The 23421-nt window shown below is 59.0% G+C and carries 17 protein-coding genes and 1 pseudogene; 6 read left to right on the forward strand and 12 right to left on the reverse strand.

The annotated features are described in order from the left end of the window. From B3N48_RS03615 to yaaA, 10 genes are all read right to left on the reverse strand, one after another. Nucleotides 1-1566, reverse strand: a complete 1566-nt coding sequence (locus B3N48_RS03615) for an MBOAT family O-acyltransferase (RefSeq protein ID WP_296179514.1) — start codon at nucleotides 1564-1566, stop codon at nucleotides 1-3. A 247-nt stretch (nucleotides 1567-1813) separates the two neighbouring features. Further along, the gene (locus tag B3N48_RS03620; protein ID WP_296179518.1) at nucleotides 1814-2959 is read right to left on the reverse strand and encodes a mannuronate-specific alginate lyase; all 1146 of its coding nucleotides are present in this window, start codon (nucleotides 2957-2959) and stop codon (nucleotides 1814-1816) included. Between the two features lie 7 nt (nucleotides 2960-2966). Next, nucleotides 2967-4406 carry an alginate O-acetyltransferase gene (locus B3N48_RS03625; protein ID WP_296179519.1) on the reverse strand — a complete coding sequence of 480 codons (1440 nt, stop codon included), beginning with the start codon at nucleotides 4404-4406 and terminating at the stop codon, nucleotides 2967-2969. 13 nt (nucleotides 4407-4419) lie between these two features. After that, a complete protein-coding gene (gene algG, locus B3N48_RS03630) occupies nucleotides 4420-6069 on the reverse strand; it encodes a mannuronan 5-epimerase AlgG (RefSeq protein ID WP_414704191.1) in 1650 nt (549 codons plus the stop codon). Nucleotides 6070-6096: 27 nt separating this feature from the next. Further along, nucleotides 6097-7608 (reverse strand): alginate export family protein, encoded by a 1512-nt coding sequence (locus B3N48_RS03635; protein ID WP_296179521.1) that lies wholly within the window; start codon nucleotides 7606-7608, stop codon nucleotides 6097-6099. After that, on the reverse strand, nucleotides 7605-9008 hold the full coding sequence (gene algK / locus B3N48_RS03640) for an alginate biosynthesis TPR repeat lipoprotein AlgK (protein WP_296179524.1): 1404 nt from the start codon (nucleotides 9006-9008) through the stop codon (nucleotides 7605-7607). Before algK ends, B3N48_RS03635 begins: the two co-directional genes overlap by 4 nt. Nucleotides 9009-9010: 2 nt before the next feature. Then, nucleotides 9011-10183: a PilZ domain-containing protein gene (locus tag B3N48_RS03645; RefSeq protein ID WP_296179529.1), complete on the reverse strand. Its 1173-nt coding sequence runs from the start codon at nucleotides 10181-10183 to the stop codon at nucleotides 9011-9013. A 43-nt stretch (nucleotides 10184-10226) separates the two neighbouring features. Then, nucleotides 10227-11708: a mannuronan synthase gene (gene alg8, locus B3N48_RS03650; protein WP_296179532.1), complete on the reverse strand. Its 1482-nt coding sequence runs from the start codon at nucleotides 11706-11708 to the stop codon at nucleotides 10227-10229. Between the two features lie 134 nt (nucleotides 11709-11842). Next, the gene (locus B3N48_RS03655; RefSeq protein ID WP_296179534.1) at nucleotides 11843-13159 is read right to left on the reverse strand and encodes a nucleotide sugar dehydrogenase; all 1317 of its coding nucleotides are present in this window, start codon (nucleotides 13157-13159) and stop codon (nucleotides 11843-11845) included. A gap of 990 nt (nucleotides 13160-14149) precedes the next feature. Then, on the reverse strand, nucleotides 14150-14929 hold the full coding sequence (gene yaaA / locus B3N48_RS03660) for a peroxide stress protein YaaA (protein ID WP_296179537.1): 780 nt from the start codon (nucleotides 14927-14929) through the stop codon (nucleotides 14150-14152). Nucleotides 14930-15229: 300 nt separating this feature from the next. Here yaaA and B3N48_RS03665 point away from each other — a divergent pair. From B3N48_RS03665 to moaE, 5 genes and pseudogenes are all read left to right on the forward strand, one after another. Next, nucleotides 15230-16378: pseudogene (locus B3N48_RS03665) on the forward strand (polysaccharide deacetylase family protein); the annotation flags it as partial. 428 nt (nucleotides 16379-16806) lie between these two features. Next, nucleotides 16807-18201, forward strand: coding sequence for a PhoH family protein (locus B3N48_RS03670; RefSeq protein WP_296179539.1), 1395 nt, complete (start codon nucleotides 16807-16809; stop codon nucleotides 18199-18201). A 189-nt stretch (nucleotides 18202-18390) separates the two neighbouring features. Next, a complete protein-coding gene (gene moaC / locus B3N48_RS03675) occupies nucleotides 18391-18876 on the forward strand; it encodes a cyclic pyranopterin monophosphate synthase MoaC (protein WP_296179542.1) in 486 nt (161 codons plus the stop codon). A gap of 2 nt (nucleotides 18877-18878) precedes the next feature. Continuing rightward, nucleotides 18879-19124, forward strand: coding sequence for a MoaD/ThiS family protein (locus B3N48_RS03680; protein ID WP_296181568.1), 246 nt, complete (start codon nucleotides 18879-18881; stop codon nucleotides 19122-19124). Nucleotides 19125-19126: 2 nt separating this feature from the next. After that, nucleotides 19127-19576 (forward strand): molybdopterin synthase catalytic subunit MoaE, encoded by a 450-nt coding sequence (gene moaE, locus B3N48_RS03685; RefSeq protein ID WP_296179545.1) that lies wholly within the window; start codon nucleotides 19127-19129, stop codon nucleotides 19574-19576. A 69-nt stretch (nucleotides 19577-19645) separates the two neighbouring features. Here moaE and rhlB read toward each other — a convergent pair whose 3' ends face one another. Further along, a complete protein-coding gene (gene rhlB, locus B3N48_RS03690; RefSeq protein ID WP_296179547.1) occupies nucleotides 19646-21115 on the reverse strand; it encodes an ATP-dependent RNA helicase RhlB in 1470 nt (489 codons plus the stop codon). 109 nt (nucleotides 21116-21224) lie between these two features. Further along, nucleotides 21225-21881 (reverse strand): alpha/beta hydrolase, encoded by a 657-nt coding sequence (locus B3N48_RS03695; protein WP_296179549.1) that lies wholly within the window; start codon nucleotides 21879-21881, stop codon nucleotides 21225-21227. A 488-nt stretch (nucleotides 21882-22369) separates the two neighbouring features. On the opposite strand from B3N48_RS03695, the gene B3N48_RS03700 reads away from it, so the two are divergent. After that, entirely contained in the window at nucleotides 22370-23401 is a 1032-nt protein-coding gene (locus B3N48_RS03700) for an amino acid ABC transporter substrate-binding protein (RefSeq protein ID WP_296179552.1), read from the forward strand. The last annotated feature ends 20 nt before the right edge of the window (nucleotides 23402-23421 follow it).

The following is a 23421-nucleotide window of genomic DNA, read 5'->3' on the forward strand; positions in this document are numbered from 1 at the left end:
TCAGAACTGGAAGTACAGGAACGGCGAGAAGCTGGCCGCCGAGAGTTTGAGAATCGAGGCCACGAACATCAGCAGGATCAGCGCGCGCATGACGTAGCGCGACCAGTCGGCCGTCCAGTAGGCAGGCTGAACCTGCGCTTCGGTGCCGACGATGTAACCCGGTTGATGAATGCTGCCTGGGGTGTCACCTGGTACCGCCTTGATCATGCCCGGTACGGCCGAAGCAGGGCCGTCGGCTTGAACCGGCGTGTCACCTTTTGGTTTTTCCGGTGCGCGGTTGCGATAGAAATCGCGCAGACCGAAGAACGCCAGGGTGATGTACGCCACGATCAGTGTTGCCACTTGCAGGCCGGTGAGGCTGGCACGGTTCAGATCTGACAGCTCCCACTCACTGAAGCTGAACATAGCGCCGTACATGCGGGCGGCGACGTGCAGGTTTTCAGCGCGGAAGATCACCCAGCCCATCACCACCAGAAGGAACGTGAAAGCCCAGCGAACGACGTTGAAAGTGCGTGGCGTGGTGTTCAGCCCCAACGCTTTTTCGATGGCCAGCCACACCCCATGCCAGGCGCCCCAGACGATGTAGGTGATGTTGGCGCCGTGCCACAGACCGCCCAGCAGCATGGTCAGGAACAGGTTGCGGTAGGTCGCGACCTTGCCGCCACGGTTACCGCCCAGGGTGATGTACAGGTAGTCACGCAGCCAGGTGGAAAGGCTGATGTGCCAGCGCCGCCAGAACTCGGTGATCGACTGGCTGATGTAGGGCTGTTTGAAGTTTTCCATGAATCGGAAACCCATCATCAGACCCAGGCCGATGGCCATGTCGCTGTAACCGGAGAAGTCGAAATACAACTGCGCGGTGTAGGCCAGTGCGCCAAGCCAGGCATCGCCCGTGGTCGGTTGTTGCAGAGCGAAGCAGTGATCGACCACTACGGCCAGGGTGTCGGCAATGAACACCTTCTTGATGAAGCCCTGCATGAAGCGGGTCACGCCTTCGGAGAATTTGTCCAGCGTGTGGGTGCGGTTATTGAACTGATCCACCAGGTCGCGGAAGCGCAGCACGGGGCCGGCGATCAGGTGCGGGAAGATCGCCACGAACGCCGCAAAGTCGATCAGGTTGCGCGTCGCTGGCGTGTCGCCGCGGTAGACGTCGATGATGTAGCTGATGGACTCGAAGATGTAGAACGAGATCCCGATCGGCAACAGCACGTGGGTCAGGATGAACGGCTCAAGACCGAACGAGGTCATGATCGCGTTGATGCTGTCCACGCCAAAGTTGGCGTATTTGAAATAGCCCAGGATGCACAGGTCGACCGCGACACCCAGCAACAGCCAGCGCTGCGCGGGTTTGGTCCTGACCCCGGCGGCACCGACGCGCAGGCCGATCCAGTAGTTCCACAACGTCACACCTGCGAACAGTGCCAGGAAGTCCACTCGCCACCACGCATAGAACACGTAGCTGGCGACCAGCAGCAGCAGGTTGCGATAGCGTTGCCCGCTCAAGTAGTACAAGCCGAGAAACACCGGCAAGAACAAGAACAGGAACACGTTGGATGAGAAAACCATCCTTATCTCTCCGTTTGTCCAGCATCAAGGGCCGAAGCCCCCCCAAACCCCCCACGAACAAAATGGAGGGGTGAAACATTTCCAGCTCACGACGCGGTACTTAGCTGTGGGAGCCGGCTTGCTGGCGAATGCGTTGGATCAGATACCTCAACGCTAAATGACACACCGCATTCGCCAGCAAACCGGCTCCCACAAGGGGCATCACCAGACAAGACACATGTCTCGTACCTGGAAATGCCCATCGCTCTTACGAGCCGCCTTTCTCACCCTTCTCATGACTTGGGTCATAGGTGCGGGTCAGGTCACCGCCAAGGCGGAAGTTCTTGAACGGCTGCATCTTGTGCTTCTGTTCCAGCACATCCGGGCCGCAGTCGTAGAGCGAGCAATAGGGTTCCAGCCAAGCGAATTTCATGTCGGTTTTCAGGTCCGTCATGTCCTGTTTCTGGCCGTCTTTGGCCTGGAACTCATCACCCGAATCCTTGACCCCGGCCAGCACGCGATCACCCAGGCGTTTCAACGCGCCATTGTTTTCAGCACGCAGGTCGACGCCATTGGCCTGAGCGAAACTGGCGATCATTGCCAGTGGCGGCAAAGCGTAGTTGTGGTACGCCAGCGCGCGCTGTTTACGCTTGAGTTCGTTAGGCAGGAAGCCTTGCTGATCGACCTGATTGGCCGCGACCTTGAACTCTTTTACGGACCAGTCGAACAAATCCTTGCGGTTGGTGGCCACGGCAGTGGACATCACCGACCAGGCCGCCCAGTACGAGTGGTTGTTGGTCTTGTCCAGTGGAAGGTTGTCCCAGTCGCTGACCACTTGATCGGCGAGCTTGCTGAACCAGGCCTCGATCACCTGAGCGTCTTGCTGACGAGTGGCCAGCGGATGTGACTCCGAGAACTTCAGGCGCAGGTAAGACGACGACATGCTGCCCAACGCCCATTTGCGCATCGACTTGCCGGTGTGGTTGAAGTCCTTGGACTCCAGCGCATCGGCCTTGGCCCATGTGGTGAGCATGCCCAGTGCGCAATCCAGCTGTTCCGGACGCCCGTCACGCATGTACTGCATCACCACTTTGCTGGTGTTGCGTTCCATGGTGGTGATGTCTTTCGTCGTGTCGCGGAAGGCTTTTTCCGACGCGACGTTCAGCGTCGCGCGGGCCTTGTCCGAGCCTTCGTATTTGCTGCGGAATTGCAGCGAGCCGGTGTAGGGCTGCGGTGTGGCCTCACAGGTGAATTTGTTGTCACCGGTTTTGTACTTTTCCACGCCTTCGTAATAGCCCTTTGGGGGTACCAGAGTGGAACCGGTCGTCACGCCGCTGTTAGCGCTCGTGCAGCCAGAGATCGACAGCAGCGCCATCGACAGAAGGGTAGGGAGCATCAGTTTTGGAGTGTGCATAGGAGCCTCATAACCCGGCTTGCGCGTTTTTATGCGCGACATTCGGGAACACGTTGCGTTTGCATACTTTCGCTTCGACCTGCTGAGGTGCAGTGCCCGCTTCAGGACCCTGCACTTCCACTGCGAGCAATTGCTGGTCGGCCCAGTCGTTGTCGTCACGCAGCTCGAAGGCGAAGCGCCCGTCGGTTTCGGATGTTTCAGGTTTTTCGATTTTCAGGTCTTCGTGGCGGCCATTCATGTACCAGAGGCGCGCATGAAGGGCTTTCACCGAGGTGTCAGCGAACTTGATGTCGACCTGATTACTGCCGTTGCGCACGTCCTTGATGCCTGTTTTGCCATTGACCAACAGTTCGTTAGGGCCTGGCTTGAGGGAGGTTTTGGTGGTCATCAGCGCGGGTTTGCCCTCGCAACCGTTGTCCAGCAACGACATCATCTGGCGATAGATGGTCTCCTGGTCGAGGCGGTACAGCGGCGAGAATTCCCAGATGAGAATCTTCGGCGGATGTTTCTGGAAGTCGTCGCTGCCCAGGTATTGCAGCATCGACCCTTCGAGGCCGCCGCCGGGGAAGGCGACGTTCAGCACGTCGGCACCGATGTATTCCTGTAGAAAGCCGGCGAAGTTGTAATTCTTGCCGCTGTGGCTGGTCCCGACCAAGGTGATTTCCGGCGTGCCGGAATCGCCGAACAGGTCGCCGTCTGCCGCTTCGCCTTTCGGTTCGGTCTCGAACTGATCCATGTACTGGATGGCGTAACTGGTGCCGCACAATTGACCGGCCATATTGTGCAGAGTGCCCTTCTTGCCCATGCGACCTGACAGATGGGTCTCGAATTCACGCTTCGGAATGTCCTTGAAAGCCGCCATCTTATGTACCGAATCGGCGACGATCTTTGCCGTGCGCTGGGCGCCATACGGCGTCCAGTGCTGGTCACCGCGGAAGTAGAAATCATGCGCCTGCTGTTCGTTGGTCAGCGGCGACAGGTCCGGCACGGTGTAGCCCATTTTCGCGAAGCGGCCGAGCATGGCCTGGTAGTTGCGCAGTGCCGTGTTGTAGTCGAACTTATCGCGGTCGGCAGGGAACAGCTTGTTGCGATCCACCAGGCCGCGGGTCGGTTGGTACACCACGACCAACTCGACGCCCTTGCTCTTGAACGCGTCGTGCAGCTCTTGCATGCGACGGTAGCCTTCCGGCGTGGTGTCGAACTCGGTACGCAGGTCTTCACGGGTGCGGAACAGCCAGTCGCCCTGGGCCTGGACCAGCGTGGTGAAGTTCTGCTGGTAACGGGTGACGTAATTTTTCTCGTCGTGGGCTTCCGGGCAGAGGCTGCAGCAAGGCTCGGCGGTGAACGTCGGCGCGGTGGCGTCGTCGGCATACGCGGCGTTGCTGGCAGCGAACAGTGCTGCGGTCAGGCCCGAGAGGCTGAGCAATTTAATCAAGTGTGCGTGCATAGAGATGGCTTCCTCAGTCCCGGAGTTGTTTCTGGCTTTCGACCGGGTCGATCAACACGGCTTTTTGTTGGCGCACCAGCAGATCGAGGATTTCATCCTGGCGGTCCCCGAGGACGCCGTTGAAACTGATCCCGGTGCTCTTGGTCGGCGCAAGCATCGATACCTTGTACAGCTCGACGCTGAGCGGCGAGTCGATGGACAGGGGGCCGGAACCGTTGGAGGTCAATTCGCCGCCGACCATGATCAGCGACACTTCGGCGTCGAACGGGTCAAGCTTGATGTCGCGGTCGGTGTCGGACAGGTCCTTGATGTGACCGTAAACGCCCATCAGGCCGTTGCCGATCGCCAAGTTCTCGTACAGCTTGATGTTGGTGCTGTTGCGAACCCGGATACCGTGGCGTTTGTTGGCGAAGACGCGATTGCCCCACAGCAGGTTGTCGGCGCTCTCGTACAAGGTGATGCCGTCGGTGTGGTTACGGTAGATCTCGTTGTAGGCCACCAGGTTGTTGACGCTGTTACGGTCCAACACGATGCCGGACAGGTGATTGTCGTAGCTCTTGTTGTTGATGATGAAGCTGTCGTTCACCTCACGAGAGACGATGATCCCGTGCTTTTTCTTGGTCCCGTACACCGTGTTCTCGGCAATGATCAGGCCGTGAGAACGGTCGTGTGGGTCGATGCCGTAGATGATGTTGTCGTGGTAGGTGTTGCTCTTGACCACGAAGTCGCGCGTTTCATAGCAGTAGAAGCCGTACCAGAGGTCCGTGAACTCGGAGTTGACGATCCAGCCAGTGGGGTCCGGGCGGTTCATCTTCGCCTTGGTCATGGGCGTGTACTGGGAAATACTGACGCCGTACGACTTGCTGTTGTTGTAACCCAGATTCGCCATCTTGGTGTTGAAGATGTACGTCTGGGTGCCACCCCAGGCCAGCAGGAACGGACGGAATTCCTTCGGCGCCTTGAACGTGGACGGCCCGTTGGCCTTCTCGCTCCAGCCGGTCAATTTGGTGTCGGCCATGAACAGCTGGTTGTCGTTGATCAGAAACGCACCGGCGTCCTGCGACAGGCGCAGTTCCACGGTTTTCTTGTCGATCTCCAGGATGCCCTTGTGGCCGACCACGATGGGCAGCCGCGCGAGGAACACACCTGGCGAAGTCTCGCTCAGGTACTGTTTCGGCACCTTTTTCGCGAGGTCTTGCAGGTTCATGTAGCCATCGTCGATAAAGATTGCCTCGGGAATCCCGTGCTGGCGCGCAACCCACTCGGCCATCTTGTTATCGCCGCCGATGAATTCCTTGAGCGAGTCTTCCTGCATCATGCGGCGAATCGAGACCTTGCCCGGTTTGCTGCGCACGATCTTTTTCTGCATGGCCTCCAGGGTGTAACCCGACAGGTCCGGCAGCTTGGGTTTGTCCATCTTCAGCGGCTCGGTCGGCGCGCTGCTGATGGTGTAGGTCTTGGCCTGGTGCAGACCTTTGACTACTTCTTCGCCGCTGGCAGATTGCTCGGCCGCTGCGGGCTTTGGCAGGGGCACCGGGCTGTTGGCCATGACCTGCGCGCTGGCCATCAGCAAGGCGCTGCTCAGCACCGCGCTTTCGAGCAGGGCGTGAGGCCAGGTACGTGACCGGGTCAAGGGCCGCAAACGGTTTGCTGGGCTGTTCATGTCATTGCACTCCTATAGCGGCTTGCATCAGAAGCGCCAGATGACGTCGACGATGGCGCGGTGCATGTAGTCGTCGACACCGCTGTGATACGCATCGCCCGGCTTGAACACGCCTGCGCGCAGACGAATCAGCGCGGACGGCTCGTCGAAGGACTGGCTCACCGAGGCCGGCAGCAGGCCTTGTTTGAAATATTTCGTGACCACCAAATCCATCTCCTGACCCAGATCCTTGCGGCCATCTTCCAGCGGCAGGGAATCGAAGGTGCCGGTCGCGACGCCGTCGGCATCGACGTTCTCGCGGGCCGGATTCACGCCTGCGCCACCGATGCCGGAATGGCCATCGACGCGACGGAACTTGTGGTAGATCAGCGAGGCGTCGTAGTCCTCCTGCATTTGCCAGGAGGCGAACAGCGAGCCCGATTCCACGTTGGCCATCTCGCCCTGGAAGGCTTCGCCGAAGCGGTGTACGCGTGAGCGAGTACCGGTCCAGTTCGAGCGGTTGCTCTCCAGGCCGTTCTGTTCGTAGTTCTTGCTGGCGCGGGAGTACGCGCCGCCGACCTGCCATTGCGGATCGAGACGGAAACGCAGGCCCAGGTCGGTGGCCCAGCCGTTGACGTTGCTGCTGTCTTTCTGCCCCGCCAGGTATTGATCGGTGGTCGCGTCGTAGCGTGTGCCGATCTGATCCCGGTTACCGGTCAGCCAGGTCAGGCTGCCCCAGTAATTCACGGTGTTCAGGTTGCGGTAGTTGTACGCATCGCTATTGGCTTGAAGGCCGAGCCAGGTCAGATCGCCACGGCTGGTCTTGTCCAGATCGTCGATCGATTCGCCCTGATGTTTCAGGCTGCCACCGTCATGGCTGTGGTGCGCCCGGATACCGGCCCACTGGCCTGGCGTCCACTGGTAGGCCACGTCGCCGAAGACGTGTTGGCGATCCTTGTCCTGCGCCGACAATTCGGTGAGGTCGGTGCGGTATTCGCTGAAGCGCTGAGCGGCGCCGATTTCGGCTTTGAGCAGCGTGGTGTCGAAGGTCCAGTTGAGGGCTTCGATGTTGGTGTCGTGCCACTGGCCGTCGTCATTGCGCAGGCGTTGACGACCGAATTTGAGAATCTCGCCGGGATACGGCGTAAAACCGCTGTAACCGACCCAGAACTCACGCAGGGCTGCGTAGCTGTCGTCCACTTTGCGGCTGCTGGAGGTCTTGCGCGCACGCTGGCTGGTCTGGCCATCGGCGTTGTCGACTTGCTCGTCCAGCGGGTCGGTCTGGATGGTGTCGGTGGCGGTGACCACTTGGCCCATTGCGTAGCCGCTCCAGTCGCCCCATTGGCCATACGCCCATGGGCGCAAGTCCAGACCCAGGCCGTTGACGTCGCCGCCGCCACGGGTACCGAGATCGCGGTCGTCTTCCAGCTGGCCAGTGGCTTTCACTTCGATACCGAAATTCTTGTCTTCGGTCAGCGCAGCCAATGTCGGGGTGGCCCAGATCAGGGTGAAGCCCAGACCGAGCCCGGCCGCCATCAGAGGGTTCAACTTAAGCTTCATAGAGGTGCGTCCTCGCCGTCTTTTTCTTCTTGCAGGGTTTGCAAGGCCAGCGCGTTTTGCGCTGTGGTCCCTCGGACCTGCTGTTCGCGTTGGAGAAGACTCTGCGCCTGCGCACGCTTCTCAGGCGGCAATTGATCGTTGAGCTGCTGCATCAGGTCCGCTGCCTGCGGAGTGGCCTGGACCTGCGCGAGCTGCCCAAACACCCAGGCATTCACGGGATCGGGTTTGATGCCCTTGCCGCCCGAGAACAGCTGCGCGAGGGCGAAGTCGGCGCTGGCCTGACCGCCACGGGCCGAGGTCAGCAGCTCGTTCACGGCACGCTGCGGATCGGGATGGCCGAGGTAGCCACGGCGGTACAGCTGGCCCAGGTAGTAATGCGCGGAGATTTGCGTCGGTGCGGCCTTGGTCAGGTGCTCCTCGGCTTTCTTGGCATCCGGCAGGACCAGCTTGCCTTCGTAATACAGCTTGCCCAGCAACAGTTCGGCGCGGGGTTGGTCCGCGGCGCGACCGTTGTCGAGGTATTCCATCATCTTGTTGACGTCGCCCAACTCGGGATAGTCGTACAGCAGCTGCGCGAGACTGACCCAGGACGCCGGGTAGCCCGGAGCGACCTTCTCCAGCAGTTGCTGAGCGGTTTTCTCGTCAGGCTTGCCAAGGGTCGCGTCGGCCAGCACCCGGGCGACGGAATCGACCCGCATGGCAGGTACGTTGCTGCTGTCCATCTGCTTGAGCAGCGCTGCCTGTTTGTCGGCTTCGCCGCGCTTCTGGTAGACCGTGGCCAGTTCGGTGTAGCAGACGTCGCTGGTGCGCAGCGCCTGTTTGCAGATGCTTTCAACGTCCGCCAGATGCTGGTCGTAGGTGCCTTGGGTGCGATACAGCAGCACCTGCGCGAGGCCCGCTTCCGGGTAACCCTGCGCACGCCATTCGTTGATCTTCTGCTGCGCGTTCACGTTGGGGAACGTGTGCGGGTATTGCAGATAGAGCAGCGCCAGCGGCACCAGCGTGCCGGCTTCACCATTGGCAAACGCCTTCTTCAACAGGCCCTCGGCTTCGCGCTGCTCCGCTGGCGTGGAGTTGGGTTTCACCGCCAGCAACTTGCCCAGGCGTGATTGCGCCCGAGGCGAGGTCTGCGCGGCAGCGCGGTAAGTCGCTTCAGCCTGCTTGATCAGTTCCGGGTCGCGCGTGCCGACCTGAATGTCCGCAAGACCAACCTGTGCATCGCTATAACCCAGGTCCGCCAGTTGCCGATAGTTCTGCTCCGCCAGTGCGGTGTCGCCGCGTTGCAGGGCTTCGTTGGCCAGGCGCTGGTCAGGCAGGTTGAGACCACAACCGGCCAGACCCATGGCAATCGCCAGGCTCAACAACGTAGGGGCTGACAAGCTTCGTAGTGGGCTAGCCATGTTTAGAGACCTGCGGCCGTGGCTTTATCGATCAGCCAGTTCAGCGAAGGGCCACGATCGCTGACGACTTCCACTGGCAGGCCTGCGAGGCTGCTGTTCAGGGTTTCGTCCGGCTGGATCTGCACGCGGATATCGGAGGACAGGTCGGCAGGGCTCAATGCAGTGGCGCTGACGATCTTGCCGCGATGGGTGGTGTCATCACCGGCGACGGTGAAGTTGACGCGAGCGCCTGGCTGCACGTCGGAGAATTGGCGATAGGTGAAGCGTGCGTCGACATTGGCCGCCACGTTGCGCGGGATCATCTGGAAGATGACCTGGCCTTTGCTGGCGTACTGCCCGTCCGCTACCAGCTGCTTGCCGATGACGCAGTCGCAGGGGCTGGTCATGGTCCCGGCCAACTGACGACCGAACAATTCTTCAATCTTCGCCGGCTGCATCTGGTCCGGGTCCAGATTGCCTTTCAACATGTCGAGCATGCTGGTGTTGAACGTCGCCAGCGGTGCGCCTTTGGCAACTTGACCGTTCGGGCCGACTAAGCTGGTCAGGGTACCTTCACGGGGCATGGTCACATCCATGGTCGGTACGCTGACCAGACCCGACGTGGAGTGGCTGACGAAGTACATGCCGTACACCGATTTGGCGACGAAACCGAACGCCACCAGGCCAACCACGAAGATACCGGCGCTGAAGGTCACCGCGCGCAAACGACCGAATGCGCTCATGCCGCTGCCACTGTCCTTGACCTTGCGTGCCTTGGTGAAATTGTCGCGCTGCAGGGTCGCCAGCACTTCGCCCATGCTGACGATGTCGCCGGACAGGTGCGAGGTGATCAGGTGACGCAGGGTGGCGATGTCTTGCGCTTCGAGGTGCTGGAATTGGCAACCGACGCGACCACTGACCGGATCGTAGGCGCGAATCTGCAATTCGACGTCCATCGCCAGGCCCAGGTTGTCGATCAGGAATTGCAGACGTCCCTTGATGACCTCACCCACGGTCGGCCGCAGGTTCGCCGGAGCGATGTAGCTCAAGCCACCGGCAGACAGATCTTCGACGCGCACCAGTGGAGCATTGGGCTGACCATTGAGCAGGCGCAGCTTGGCGGGGATTTTGATCCGGGCGTGCTGACGCTGGGCTTCGGATTCATGGACGACGTTTGCATTCACGGCTGTATTCATGGCGTTGGTTTTCCTGAGTAATCGAGTTGATCCATTAGTGCGGTCAGACCATTGTCAGCAGCACGGCAACGAAGATGCTGCCAGCCGAGAAAGTCATGGTTCGAGACGACCAGGTGTTGAACCAACCCTGGAAGCTGGCCATGTCGCGGCTCAGTTTGGTGTCCTGGCGGGTCCAGGACTGGCGGTCGAGGCGGAAGAAGACGTAGATCTTCATCAATGCGCCGACGATTTGGTTGTAATAAAGAATCACGGGATAGGCCGGGCCGATGCTGTGTCCCGAGCAGGACAGCAACAGGGTCAGGATCAGGCGAGTGATGCCGATCCACAGCAGGTAGGCCAACAGGAAGCTCGCGCCGTATTTGAGGCTGGCGAGAATCGCGACGGTCAGGCCGAGGATCGACGTCCACATCGACACGCGCTGATCGAACAATACGATGCTGGTGAACACGCCCAGGCGACGAACCCCCAGACCCAACGCGCGCGAGTTCTGGCGCAGGTTGTTGCCGTACCAGCGGTACATCAGCTTGCGGCTGGCCTTGAGAAAGCTCTTCTCCGGCGGGTGCTCAACCGTGTTGATTGCAGCGTCTGGCACGTAGAAGGTGTCGTAGCCGAGGCGCATCAGGCTGAACCAGCTGGACTTGTCGTCGCCGGTCAGGAACTTGAAGCGGCCCAGACGCCAGTGTTGCAGCGAGTCGCTTTCGACGTCGGCGATGAAATCCGGGTCAGTCACCACAGTGGCGCGGAACACCGACATGCGGCCGGTCATGGTCAGCACGCGTTTGGACAGGGCCATCGAACACATGTTGATGTGGCGTTGGGCGAAGCGCAGCTTGTGCCATTCGCTCATGATGTAGCCGCCGCGCACTTCGCAGAATTCGTTGGTGGTCAGGCCACCGACGTTGCCGAACAGCTGGAACCACGGCACGGTTTTCTTCACCACGCCTTCGGCCAGTACGGTGTCGCCATCGATCACGGCCACGACTGCACGGTCGTCGGGCATGTGGCGCGAGATGGCGCGGAAACCGAACGCCAGTCCGTCGCGTTTACCTGTCCCGGCGATGCGGACGAAGTCGAGGGTAACGTGGGAGGGCGGGTTGTATTTCGCCCACAGCGCCTTGACCAGCAGCTCGTCGGACATTTCGACCAGCGAACACACCACAGTGGTCGGGTAGCCGCAGGCGATCGCTTCCTCGATCACCGAGCTGTAGACCTGCGCGGTGGTCAGCGCGTCGATGCGAAAGCTGGTGACCATCAGAAACACATGGGAAGGGTCAGCTTCTTTGCCCAGCTTGCGAACTTTGCGGCGCAAGTGGGGATACACGATGTAGAGAAAAATCATGCCCCGCACAAAGTGCGTTGCGCCCATCGAATAACGCCAGATACCGACGATACCGACCAGGAAAATAAAATCTTTCGACTGTGAGTCGAACAGCGATTTAGGCAAGGCCATGGCGATAGCTGCCAGCACGCATAAGTAAAACAGCCAACCGGCGGCTTGAAGCAAGCCTTGTCTGAGCCTGTGCATAGTCGAAACCTTTGAAAGTCAGTTGCAATCAAGCGGCAAGCCTCAAGCTTCAAGCTGCAAGCGGGTGAACGCCTGAAGCCCGGAGCACGAAGCTTGAAACTTGCAGCTTGCGGCGTGTAACTAGCCGCGGCCTCTTACCAGCAGATGCCTTCGGTCTGGCCGTTTTCGGTGGTGGTGCCGGTCATGAAGCCGACCAGGTCGATGACCTTTTTACCGGCTGGCGCGTTGTTGGCCAGAGCGCGGAAACGCTCGTCACGGTTGCCCAGAATGATCACGTCGGAACCGTTGACGACTGCGTCGAAGTCCGAGTTGAGCAGGGAGGACACGTGAGGGATTTTCGACTCGATGTAGTCTTTGTTGGCGCCGTGAACACGGGCGTACTCGACGTTGGCGTCGTAGATGCTCAAGTCGAAACCTTTGCCGATCAGCATTTCGGCCAGTTCGACCAGCGGGCTTTCGCGCAGGTCATCGGTGCCCGCTTTGAAGCTCAGACCCAGCAGGGCGACCTTGCGGTTGTCGGTGGCGGCGACGATGTCGAACGCGTTTTGCACCTGGGATACGTTGCTGCGCATCAGGGAGTTGAGCAGCGGCGCTTCAACGTCCAGCGTGCTGGCGCGGTAGGTCAGGGCGCGCACGTCTTTCGGCAGGCAGGAGCCGCCAAACGCGAAGCCAGGACGCATGTAGTACTGCGACAGGTTCAGGGCCTTGTCCTGGCAGACCACTTCCATCACTTCGCGACCGTCGACGCCGACCGCCTTGGCGATGTTGCCGATTTCGTTGGCGAAAGTGACCTTGGTAGCGTGCCAGACGTTGCAGGTGTACTTGATCATCTCGGCAACGGCGATGTCCTTGCGGATGATCGGTGCGTCGAGTTCTTCGTACAGGGATTGCAGGACGTCGCCGGAGGCCTTGTCGAACTCACCGATGACGGTCATTGGCGGGTGGTCGTAGTCCTTGATCGCGGTGCTTTCGCGCAGGAATTCGGGGTTCACTGCGACGCCGAAATCGACACCGGCTTTCTTGCCCGAGCAGTCTTCCAGGATCGGAATGACCACATTGGCGACGGTGCCGGGCAGCACGGTGCTGCGCACGACGATGGTGTGGCGCGAGGATTTTTCACGCAGCACGAAACCGATTTCGCGGCAGACGGACTCGATGAAATCCAGCTCCAAATCGCCGTTTTTCTTACTTGGCGTGCCGACGCAAATCATCGACAGGTCGGTGGCGCGAATCGCCTCGGAGAAGTCGGTGGTCCCGCGCAGTTTACCGGTCTTGATCCCGTTCTCCAGAAGCTCGCCCAGACCGGGTTCCACGATCGGAGACTTGCCCTGGTTGATCAGATCGATCTTGGCGCTGGAGATATCCACGCCCACCACATCATGACCACGCGCCGAGAGGCAACCAGCACATACTGCACCGACATAGCCCAAACCAAAGATGCTGATATGCATCGTAATCTCCTCGATTTTTACGCCATTAGTTGGCTGGATATAAGTACTGTCTTACACGTTTCGCGCACTCGTCCGCACGGCAAGTTAATGTCGTGGCACAAGCACAGGCAGAATTAATAGGAGCGGCCTTGTGTTAAAGGCGGGCCCGAATATTACAGATTACAAGCGTCGAGTGACCCATATATATGTAGTAGGGTTCCCGATCTGGGATATGGCATAACACTCCACCGGATAGTTGTGAGTCGCTGCCGTGCGTCTAGATCAAGGCTTTTGGCCATGATCAGTAAGGTCCTGCCCGTCAGTGGCTTTACAGCACCCGATTGGTGCTTGCTCGATTTACTTCAACTAGCTTGGTGCGTTCTCTCCTTGCACGTACCACACAGACCCTCAGGTCGAACTACGTTGATGAGTAACTTCCAGATCTGTCCTTATTCCATGTAAGAGATGTCTCACAAGGTGGACGAGAATTGTTACGGGATGTAGGAGCATGGGGTTTCCCCATAAGTTCCTGGCCGCTCGTCCTCTTTTCGAGAATTTCCATGGGTGACTCGATTTCAAATGTAGTTGCACTCTGATAGCACTTTCGGTTTAGTCCTTTAAATAAAGGGGGTTAGCAGTGAGTCATGTAATTCTGCCATCAGTGCATATAAGCGATAGGCCACCACAAAAAAAAGTTGTTAATTTTTTGAGAAAGAGCGGGGCGATGTCAGTTGCGTTCAGTAATTGACGTCAAACGAATGTCAAACAGGCCGTTCGTCTGCCGATGCGAGCATTTGGGAACTTCGAATAGTGCCCTTTCGAGCCACTTTCTTCATTGCAAATGCATGGACTGTGAATGGGTGCACGCTTTTTGAACTTACCCCAGCGCACTCTTTTTGCGCGAATGACTGCAAGTTGGGGGAAGGCTGTTCCTGATCCAAAGGTGTGCACTGAAGCGGTGGGTTGCGGTGGGGCGGGAGCCAGCCGGTCGAAAGGCTGGCCCTCACGTCATCACTGCGCCTCTTCATCCCGCAGAAACACCAGTTTGTCGGCGGTCGATAGTGCCTTGGCATACCGATATCCCTGTACGTCGAAATCCTTCAATTGCTCAGGCTTCTTTATGCGTTCAGAGATGACGAAGCGGCTCATCATGCCGCGCGCCTTTTTGGCGTAGAAGCTGATGATCTTGTACTGGCCGTTTTTCTGATCGCGGAATTCGGCGTCGATGACGCGCGCCTTGAGGGCAGGGCGTTTGACTGCGGAGAAGTATTCGTTGGAGGCGAGGTTCAGCAGAATATCGTCACCTTGTTCGGCCAGGGCCTCGTTCAGCCATTCGCTGATGCGATTGCCCCAGAACGCGTAGAGGTCTTTGCCACGGCCGTTGGCCAGTTTGGTGCCCATTTCCAGGCGATACGGCTGCATCAGGTCCAGGGGACGCAGCAGCCCGTAGAGGCCGGAAAGCATGCGCAGGTGTTGTTGGGCGTAGTCGAAGTCGGTCTCGTCGAGGGTTTCGGCGTCAAGGCCGGTGTACACGTCGCCTTTGAACGCGAGGATCGCCTGCTTGGCGTTCTTGGGTGTGAACGCCGGGGTCCAGCTGCCGAAGCGCGCGGCATTGAGTCCTGACAATTTGTCGGACAGGTGCATCAATTCGCCGATCTGTGCCGGACTCATCTCGCGCAGCTGAGCGATAAGTTCCTGAGAGTGGTCCAGGTATTGCGGCTGGGTGAAGCGTTTGGTGGTGGGCGGCGTGTCGAAATCGAGGGTTTTCGCGGGGGAAATCACCATCAGCATGCGGTCGTCTCCTGTAATCGTGGGGCGATTCTAGGGGTTGCCGGCGCCGGACTCCAGCGATGGGGGTGATAGATAACGCAGGCCTGCCTATAAAATGCGCTCGTGTGGGAGTCGGCTTGCTGCGGGCTGCGATCGGACGAAAGCGGCATGTCAGTCAATGGAGAGAGAATGACACGACGCCTTCGCCACCAAGGCGGCCCCCACGGGGAATGAGGCGGTCTTTCGGTTGTAACCCGCAAATCCGCTATAGTGCCTCGCCGGTCTCGGCTTCTTCATTCAAAGGATTGGGAGCACGTCGTTTTGCGCATGTTGTTATTGATCGGTGCCTGTCTGTTGGGCCTGAATGCCCAGGCGGCGACCGGAGATATCGCGACGATCGATCGCAGTGTCTGGCCTGAGGTCCTGGAGACGCCGCAACTGTTTGATGTGGCTTCCCGCGCCGAGATACTGAGCTTCGCCCATCAGCTGCTGGAGAGTGAAAGCCTTAGCGACGTTCAATTGGCCGATCGGCTGGGGCTGCGGCAGCTCAATCTGGCGTCGATGAACCTGATCCGCAACCGCATGTGGACGCGCCTGTTCGAGAACTGGAAAGCCGCCGAGCAATCCTGTGAGGCCGATGCATCGTTCTGCGTGCTGGTCGATGACGTGCCGATGCTGCGTCAGCGCGCGGCGGAGTACAAAGTCGCGGATGACTCCTTTTATGCCCGCTGGGCAGCCCCCGCCGATGCGTTCAATCAGCGCTACCTGAACGAATTGCTGCGCATGGCCGCGCTGTTTCCTCAAACCAGCAGCGAGATCGAGCGCTATAACTCGGACGAGTTGAGCGGCGAGGAGATGCCGGATCGCACCTTCCTACTGAATTTCGAGAGCGGTCCGACCGTCGCGGACGGCGCAACTGACTGGCTCGCCGACTTCATGCGCCAGCAAAAAATCAATGCCACGTTTTTTGTGTTGGGCAAGAACCTGCAGAATCGCATCGACAGCAGTTCGCCCCAAGCGCTACAAACTCTCTACCGCCAGCAATGCGTGGGCCTGCAAGGTTGGGAGTATCGCTCCCACGCGCACTGGAACGGCTGGCAAGATTCCATCGAACGCAGCGCCGCACTGATCCAGCAGATGCTCCCGGACAATTTCGTGCCGCTGTTCCGCCCGCCTTACGGGCATCGTCGGGCGGACAGTGGGCAATTCTTCCGGGATCAGCAGTTGCGTGTGTCGCTGTGGAATATCGATTCTCAAGACGCGACCGGGCGCATCAGCGTCGAGCAGACCGCCAATCGGGTGTTGACCCTGATGCTGTTATGGCGTCGCGGCAATATCGTGTTTCACGACACCACCGACAAGGCCCAGCAAGCGGTGCCGTGGCTGATGGCCAACACCGCGCAGACCGGAATCGTCTGGGAAGATTGTCATATTTATCCGCAGCAACTGTCAGACGAAGCCGATCCGGATGCATCTGATGTCGAGGACAGCGACGCGTCCACTGAGGCGCCACCTGCGGACCAGGCGCAGGAATCCATCGATCAGGCCGAGAAGCCCGAAACACAAGGGGAATAAGGGATTTTACGGGGAGGCCTGTGGGAATTTTCCGAGGATTTCTCGCCGACAGGACTTCCGACTGTAAACGCGCCAAGGGCATCCGCCAAGGGCTATTCGTCATGCTGAGAAATAAACTTCAAATTGCAGTCAAAACGCTTTTTTATGTCATCGGTTTTGCGGTATTACGACAACAGACCGCCGAACCCTGCAACACAGGTGGCGTCACCCAGACCCCACTTTGAGCATTTTTCTCCTGCCTTAAGGAGAAAGCCTCGGCGGCCTTTTCGTAGCGCGGCATCACTGTGTGTCGCGTTATCTGGCTACTACAAAGGTGAGCGAGTATGGATGACCACGGACGCACCCCTTCCTCTAACCAGCCAATCCTTTATGTACTCGATACCAACGTATTGATTCACGATCCAAACGCGCTGCTGAATTTCGAAGAACATCACGTTGCACTCCCCATGACGGTCCTGGAAGAACTGGACAAGCTCAAGGCGGGCAAGCACTCGGTCGCCGCAGAATGCCGCCAGGCGATCCGGTTGATCGACAAGACACTCGGTGAAGCGACCCCGGAGGAGGTCGAACGAGGCGTACCGATCGATCGCGGTACAGGTGTTTTCAAGGGTTATCTGTCCATCCTGATGAACAAGCGCGAAGAGCCCAACAGCCTTCTGCCGGAGCATCTGAACGACAACATCATCATCAACCAACTCATCGACCTGCACGCACGCAAAAAGGAAATGCGCATTGTGCTGGTCACCAAAGACATCAACATGCGCCTCAAGGCGCGTGCGTGCGGCATCGAAGCCGAGGACTACAGCACCGATCAGTTGGTCGACGACGTGTCGATGCTGTCTCGCGGTTATCACACCATGACCGGTTCGTTCTGGGACCGCGTGAGCAAGGTCGATACTCGTCAGGATCACGGCCGTACCTGGCACAAAGTGCAGATGACCGAGCAAATTCCGTCGGTTCACATCAATGAGTTCATCATCGATGAGCAGGGCTTCGTCGGTTGGGTCAAAGGGGTCAAACCGGATGAGCTGCTGTTGCTGGACATGCACCAGGAACCGCTACTGCATCAGGAAGCCTGGGGCCTGAAGCCCCGTGACATTTATCAGGGCCTGGCGCTGTTCGCCTTGCTCGACCCGGATATTCACCTGGTCAACCTCTCCGGCGCTGCCGGTTCAGGCAAGACCATCCTCGCGCTGGCGGCTGCCATCGAGCAGACCATGGTCAGCAAACGCTATCGCCGCATCATCGCCACCCGTAGCGTGCAGGGCCTCGACCAGGAGATCGGCTTCCTGCCCGGCACCGAAGCGGAAAAAATGGAGCCATGGCTCGGCGCGATCACCGACAACCTGGAAGCGCTGCACATGGATGACGAAAACACCCATGGCAGTGTCGATTACATCCTCAGTAAAGTGCCGTTGCAGTTCAAATCCCTCAACTACATACGGGGTCGCAGTTTTCAACAGAGTCTGATTCTGATCGACGAATGCCAGAACCTCACGCCGCACCAGATGAAAACCATCATCACCCGTGCCGGTGCCGGTTCCAAAGTGGTCTGTCTGGGCAACCTGGCGCAGATCGACACCCCTTATCTCTCAGCCACGAGTTCCGGGCTGACCTACCTGACGGAGCGCTTCAAAGATTTCCCGAATGGCGTGCACATTACCCTGCAAGGGGTTCCGCGCTCGATCTTGGCTGAGTACGCTGAGAGTCATTTGTAATTAACGCCGCTGCTTAAACCTGCGGGAGCCGGCTTGCTGGCGAAAGCGTCCGACCAGACACCTCAAGGGTGAATGGTAAAACGCATTCGCCAGCAAGCCGGCTCCCACGGCCTTCGGCCAGAAGCGGACGGTTGAGTCACTCCTGCGATTCATTGTGTACAATTACGACTCCTGTCCAGGAGTCATCCCGTGCTTACTCATCTCGATTCCCAAGGTCGCGCCAACATGGTCGACGTCACTGAAAAAGCCGTGACGTCCCGCGAAGCCGTGGCCGAAGCGCGTGTGCGCATGTTGCCCGAGACCCTGCAAATGATCGTCGCCGGGGGCCATCCGAAAGGGGATGTGTTCGCCGTGGCGCGTATTGCCGGAATTCAGGCGGCGAAAAAAACCAGCGATCTGATACCTCTCTGTCACCCACTGATGCTGACCAGTGTGAAGGTCGAGCTGAACGCTGACGGTGCGGACACCGTTCACATCGTCGCCCGTTGCAAACTCGCCGGTCAGACCGGTGTGGAAATGGAGGCGCTGACCGCAGCAAGCGTGGCGGCTCTGACGATCTACGACATGTGCAAGGCGGTGGATCGCGGCATGGTCATCGAGCACGTTCGGCTGCTGGAAAAACTCGGCGGCAAGAGCGGGCATTTCGTGGCCGATGAAACGGTGGGCGCGTCATGAGCATTCACGTAGAGGTTCAATTCTTTGCCCGTTTTCGCGAGACGCTGAGCACTGAAAGCGAGAAACTCGAAGGCGAATTCGCGACCATCGACGCCGTGCGTCAGCATTTGCTGCAACGGGGCGGGGTGTGGGACGTGTTGAGCGAGCAGGGCATCATGTGCGCGCGTAACCACGAGCTCTGTTCATTGAACGAGCCTGTCGCACAGGGCGACGAAGTCGCCTTCTTTCCGACCGTGACCGGAGGTTGAGCATGGCCATTCGCGTGCAGGCCGCTGGGTTCGACCCGGGGGCTGAAGTCAACGCCATGCACGATGCCAACGTGGGCGTCGGTGCCGTGGTGAGCTTCGTGGGGTACGTGCGTGATTTCAACGATGGCCGAGAAGTGTCGGGAATGTTCCTCGAGCACTATCCGGGCATGACCGAAAAGGCGCTGGGCAAGATTGCTGACGAAGCCCGGCTTCGCTGGCCGTTGCTCAAACTTGAGGTGCTGCATCGCGTAGGGGCGCTGGAGCCGGGCGAGCCGATCGTGTTTGTCGGCGTGGCCAGTGCTCATCGCCAGGCGGCGTTCGAAGCCTGCGATTTCGTGATGGATTATCTGAAAACCCGAGCGCCTTTCTGGAAGAAAGAAAACACCGCGGAAGGCCCACGTTGGGTGGAAGGGCGGGAGAGCGATCACCGGGCGGCGGATCGCTGGAAATAAGGCTTCACAGCTGGACGCCGATACTGGCCTGTGGGAGCCAGCAAGCCGACTCCCACAGGTCAGCGGCCGTTATTCGGATTCGGCGGCAGGCTGTGCCTTCGATTTGCGCACAACAGCCCTGAGCAGCTCGGTCGGCGGCATTTCGCAGCTGATCTTGCGGCCCAACTTCTCTTCGATGGACGGCAACTGATACGAGTCGTCCTCACCCGCGAAGCTGATCGACACACCGTCCGCGCCAGCACGGCCCGTTCGGCCAATGCGATGCACGTAGTCGTCCGGCACTTCCGGTAGAGTGAAGTTGATCACGTGGCTGATGCCGTCGATGTGAATCCCGCGACCGGCAACATCCGTGGCCACCAGCACGCGAATCTTGCCTTCTCGGAAGCCTTCCAGCGTCTTGATGCGTTTGTGCTGCGGGACATCGCCCGACAACTGCGCGGCATTGACGCCATCACGCACCAGCCGCTCCTCGATCCGGCGTACTTCGTCCTTACGGTTGGCGAACACCATCACCCGCGACCAGCCGTTGTCATTGATCAGGTTGTACAGCAGCTTGTATTTGTCCGCCGCAGCGACCGCATAGATGTGCTGCTCGACGTTATCGCTGGCGACGTTTTCGGCTTCGATTTCGACGATCGCCGGATCGGTGGTCCACTGCTTCGCCAGGTTCATCACGTCATCGGTGAACGTTGCAGAAAACAACAGCGTCTGACGCTCGCCCTTGTGCGGCGTCTGACGAATGATCGAGCGCACCTGTGGGATGAAACCCATGTCCAGCATGCGGTCGGCTTCGTCCAGTACCATCACTTCGACCATGTCCAGATGCACTTCGCCACGTTGATTGAAGTCCAGCAGGCGGCCAGGGGTGGCAACGAGGATGTCGCAGTGACGGGCTTCAAGCTGCTTGAGCTGCTTGTCGAAATCCATGCCGCCGACAAAGGTCATGACGTTGAGATCGGTGTACTTGGTCAGCGCGGCGGCGTCTTTGGCGATCTGCACCACCAACTCACGGGTCGGCGCGATGATCAGCGCCCGGGGTTCGCCCATGTAGCGTTCTTTTGGCGGGGGAGTCTGAGTCAGCTGAGTGATGATCGAGATCAGAAACGCAGCTGTCTTGCCAGTGCCGGTCTGGGCGCGACCGATGGCATCTTTGCCCTTGAGCGTGAAGCCCAGAACACCTGCCTGAATCGGCGTGCAGTAGGGAAAGCCAAGGTCCTGAATCGCGTGCATCAGTTCCGGTGCGAGGGGGAAATCATGAAAGCGCGTCTTGCCTTCCTGAGGTTCCACTACAAAGTCTTCAATCTTCCACGGCACCACGACAGGTTTGGGCGCGCGTTCGCGCCGTGGGCGCTCGGCCTTGGGGCGTGATGGCGTGGAGGGGTCGCCAGCATGCGATGGCGCGGGTGCAGCCACCGCTGTGGTGGTTTCCTGAAAAGCGCTTTCAGTCGGACGGGGGGAGGCGGGGAGAGGCGCAGCGGGCGCGAGCGACTCAGCCTCGCTTTTTCCGAACATTTTTTTAAGTGCTTTGAGCACGGTCATCTCATCGATTGATTAAGGAATGTACGCCGGGCAGTGTAATGCAAGAATCGGGCGCGGCGTAGTGCCATACCAAATTCGCCTGACAAAAGAAAGGATCAAAACAGGCTGCTTAACGCAGCCGATCCGCTAGCCAGACGCCTATGTCATCGATTTCCTGCGGTAACACTTCATGGCCCATTGGGTACTCTTGCCATGTCGCGGTGACGCCCTGCGCCTTCAAATGTTCATAAGCGGTTCGCCCCATCGGGTTTTTCACGACCTCATCATGCTGCCCATGCAGGCAATAGGCTGGAATGCGCTGCTGACTGGCCGAAAGGTGCATGTCATCGCTGAAGGTCGGCGCGTAGGTCGAGAGTGCAAGAACCCCGCCCAGTGGGCCTTCCCAACGTAAATACGCCGTGTGCAGCACCACCGCGCCACCTTGCGAAAACCCGGCGAGAAAGATTCTCGCAGGGTCAATGCCGCTGTCTCGTTGGGCTTCGATCAGGGCAAGAACCCGCTGCGCTGACCCCTCCAGTTGATCGCGATCAATCGCACGGGCCGGGCTCATGGCCTTGATGTCGTACCAACTGGGCATCTCATAACCGCCGTTTACGGTGACGGCCCGCGTGGGAGCTTGCGGAAGAACGAAGCGTGTAGAGACCAACGATTGCTGGAGTGCTTCGGCCACCGGCATGAAATCGTAGCGGTCGGCACCCAGGCCGTGCAGCCAGATAACGCAGGCATCAGCCGGTTTTTCGGGCTCGATGATCAAGGGTTCGCTCATGTGCGCTCCATAAGTGTGCAGGCGATTGAGTGGATTGCCTCGGCTCGGTGCGCCGCTGATGGCATAAATGAAAGAAGATGTCGCAAGGTTACAAGTTTTCTACTTGACCTGTCGCTAATTCGAGTTCGCCACCATGGTGGTACGCGCTTTGCTACAAAACCGTCGGAGTGAAGGCGCTCACCTTGGGCGGTAACACTACTAGGCTATGCATCACGCAGCCCTAGTGTTACGCCGAGGCAGCATGGAGTCCATCGTCAGGATCTCCGGCACGATTCGCCCCGTACCTCTGGGTGCAGGGACATCACGGGGCTTCAGTCCACTTGAACCTGCCAATCCGATGACGCTGAGTGCGGAATACTTCGCGTCGGTCGCGGATCAAGGTTCAAACGTCGCGTGACCCAAAAACAAGCCAGCACGGGTCATGAATGCCTCACAAGGGTGCGACGGGCTAAAGCTCCCACACAACAAAGAGCAAACTGGAGGTTTGAATGAAGATGTTGAAATCCACCCTGGCTGTAGTGGCCGCCGCAGCAGCGCTCGGTCTGACCGGTTTCGCTCAAGCGGGCGCCAAACTGGACGCCATTCAGAAGAAAGGCTTCATCCAGTGCGGCGTGAGTGACGGTCTGCCAGGTTTCTCGGTACCGGACAAAAGCGGCAAGATCCAAGGTATCGACGCTGACTTCTGCCGCGCTGTTGCCGCTGCTGTCTTCGGTGATGCGACCAAGGTGAAATTCAGCCAGCTGAACGCCAAAGAGCGCTTCACCGCGCTGCAATCGGGCGAGATCGACATCCTCTCGCGTAACACCACCTGGACCAGCTCCCGCGACGCGAGCATGGGTCTGGAATTCCCTGGCTTCGTCACCTACTACGACGGCGTTGGCTTCCTGGCCAACAACAAGCTGGGCGTGAAAAGTGCCAAGGAACTGGACGGTGCGACCATCTGTATTCAGGCTGGTACTACCACTGAGCTGAACGTCTCCGACTACTTCCGCGCCAACAATCTGAAATACACCCCGATCACCTTCGACACCTCCGACGAAAGCGCCAAGTCGCTGGAATCCGGCCGTTGCGACGTGCTGACTTCCGACAAATCCCAGCTGTACGCACAACGCTCCAAGCTGGCTTCGCCGAAAGACTACATCGTTCTGCCTGAAACCATCTCCAAGGAGCCTCTGGCACCGGTTGTGGCCCGTGGCGATGATGAGTGGACCTCCATCGTTCGCTGGGTTGGCTACGCACTGTTGAACACCGAAGAAGCGGGCATCACTTCGAAGAACGTCGAGGCGGAAGCCAAAGCCACCAAGAACCCGGACGTCGCTCGTCTGCTGGGTGCTGATGGCGAGTACGGCCCTCAGCTGAAACTGCCGAAGGACTGGGTCGTCAAGATCGTTGCTCAAGTCGGTAACTACGGCGAAATCTTCGAGAAGAACCTGGGCAAATCCACGCCTCTCGAAATCGACCGTGGCCAGAACGCTCTGTGGACCAACGGCGGCATCCAGTACGCGCCACCTGTACGTTGATTGACCTGTGTCCGGCTGCG

Origin of the sequence: Pseudomonas sp. UBA1879, from assembly GCF_002338065.1 — a bacterium.
In the GTDB taxonomy this organism is placed as follows: domain Bacteria; phylum Pseudomonadota; class Gammaproteobacteria; order Pseudomonadales; family Pseudomonadaceae; genus Aquipseudomonas.

Excerpts from the sequence above, each read along its gene's own strand:
- B3N48_RS03615 (WP_296179514.1), bottom strand. The coding sequence starts at position 1,566 with ATGGTTTTCTCATCCAACGTGTTCCTGTTCTTGTTCTTGCCGGTGTTT.
- B3N48_RS03620 (WP_296179518.1), bottom strand. The coding sequence starts at position 2,959 with ATGCACACTCCAAAACTGATGCTCCCTACCCTTCTGTCGATGGCGCTG.
- B3N48_RS03625 (WP_296179519.1), bottom strand. The coding sequence starts at position 4,406 with ATGCACGCACACTTGATTAAATTGCTCAGCCTCTCGGGCCTGACCGCA.
- algG (WP_414704191.1), bottom strand. The coding sequence starts at position 6,069 with ATGAACAGCCCAGCAAACCGTTTGCGGCCCTTGACCCGGTCACGTACC.
- B3N48_RS03635 (WP_296179521.1), bottom strand. The coding sequence starts at position 7,608 with ATGAAGCTTAAGTTGAACCCTCTGATGGCGGCCGGGCTCGGTCTGGGC.
- algK (WP_296179524.1), bottom strand. The coding sequence starts at position 9,008 with ATGGCTAGCCCACTACGAAGCTTGTCAGCCCCTACGTTGTTGAGCCTG.
- B3N48_RS03645 (WP_296179529.1), bottom strand. The coding sequence starts at position 10,183 with ATGAATACAGCCGTGAATGCAAACGTCGTCCATGAATCCGAAGCCCAG.
- alg8 (WP_296179532.1), bottom strand. The coding sequence starts at position 11,708 with ATGCACAGGCTCAGACAAGGCTTGCTTCAAGCCGCCGGTTGGCTGTTT.
- B3N48_RS03655 (WP_296179534.1), bottom strand. The coding sequence starts at position 13,159 with ATGCATATCAGCATCTTTGGTTTGGGCTATGTCGGTGCAGTATGTGCT.
- yaaA (WP_296179537.1), bottom strand. The coding sequence starts at position 14,929 with ATGCTGATGGTGATTTCCCCCGCGAAAACCCTCGATTTCGACACGCCG.
- B3N48_RS03670 (WP_296179539.1), top strand. The coding sequence starts at position 16,807 with ATGGATGACCACGGACGCACCCCTTCCTCTAACCAGCCAATCCTTTAT.
- moaE (WP_296179545.1), top strand. The coding sequence starts at position 19,127 with ATGGCCATTCGCGTGCAGGCCGCTGGGTTCGACCCGGGGGCTGAAGTC.
- rhlB (WP_296179547.1), bottom strand. The coding sequence starts at position 21,115 with ATGACCGTGCTCAAAGCACTTAAAAAAATGTTCGGAAAAAGCGAGGCT.
- B3N48_RS03695 (WP_296179549.1), bottom strand. The coding sequence starts at position 21,881 with ATGAGCGAACCCTTGATCATCGAGCCCGAAAAACCGGCTGATGCCTGC.
- B3N48_RS03700 (WP_296179552.1), top strand. The coding sequence starts at position 22,370 with ATGAAGATGTTGAAATCCACCCTGGCTGTAGTGGCCGCCGCAGCAGCG.